This window comes from Lentibacter sp., assembly GCF_965657785.1.
Classification (GTDB): domain Bacteria; phylum Pseudomonadota; class Alphaproteobacteria; order Rhodobacterales; family Rhodobacteraceae; genus Lentibacter.
In genome coordinates this window covers 1-935 of the sequence record NZ_CBFHPP010000013.1, presented here as the reverse complement: position 1 = coordinate 935, position 935 = coordinate 1, and the positions used below count along the sequence as shown (strand labels likewise).

General features: G+C 58.8%; 1 protein-coding gene. It reads right to left on the bottom strand.

Annotation, left to right across the window (positions count from 1 at the left end):
* On the bottom strand, positions 1-927 hold a 927-nt coding region (locus ACTF58_RS08955), incomplete at its 3' end, for a 2-hydroxyacid dehydrogenase (RefSeq protein WP_438991634.1).
* Positions 928-935: the final 8 nt, after the last annotated feature.

Sequence of the window (935 nt, the reverse complement as noted above, 5' to 3'; positions counted from 1 at the left end):
CGCAAAGAAGGCGTCAAGGTTATCAAGGCTCATGTGGCCCATGGCGTCACGCACCTCTTCTGTGGCTGTGCCAAGATGGGGCAGCAGCGTGACGCTCTCAAGCTTGCGCAGCGCCTCCGGCACGATGGGTTCGTGCTCATAGACGTCAAGGCCCGCGCCCGCAATGGCGCGCGCTTCAAGGGCTGCGATCAGGGCGGTTTCGTCAACAATTTCACCGCGCGCGATATTGATGAAATGCGCGGTTGGCTTCATGGCGTCAAAGATGCTTTTGTTGATCAGGTGGGTCGTTTCTGCGCCGCCCGGTGTGGCGACGACGAGAAAGTCGACTTCGGCGGCGAGGGCGTCAAGACGCGCGATTTGCGTGGCGGGGAACTCAACTTCTTTGGGCGAGCGATTGAAAAACTTGACGCTCATGCCAAAGCCGAAGTGACAGCGCCGTGCGATGGCTTGTCCGATCCGGCCCATGCCGACAATGCCGACGGTTTTGCCTGTGACGTGGCTGCCAAGCATCTGGGTCGGGGTCCAGCCCGCCCAATTGCCCGATCGGGCGAGGCGCTCGCCTTCGCCTGCGCGGCGGGCGGACATCAAGAGAAGCGTCAGGCCGATATCGGCGGTGGCGTCTGTGACCGCGCCAGGTGTGTTTGTTACGGTAATGCCGTGATCACGGGCAGCGGCGACATCGATGTGGTTGATGCCAACTCCGAAGTTGGCCAGAATTTTGCATTTGGTGCGGCCAAATTCTGCAAAAATATCAGCTGAGAACATATCGCCCAACGTTGGGATCATTCCATCATAGAGCACGAGTGAGGAGCGCATTTCAGCCGCGCTCATAGGGCTATCACTCTTGCGCAGCGTGATATCATAGCTGGCATGGGCGCGCTGCATGACCGCATCGGTCAAGGCACGGGAAACTAGAATTTTCTTCATGTCTTAGC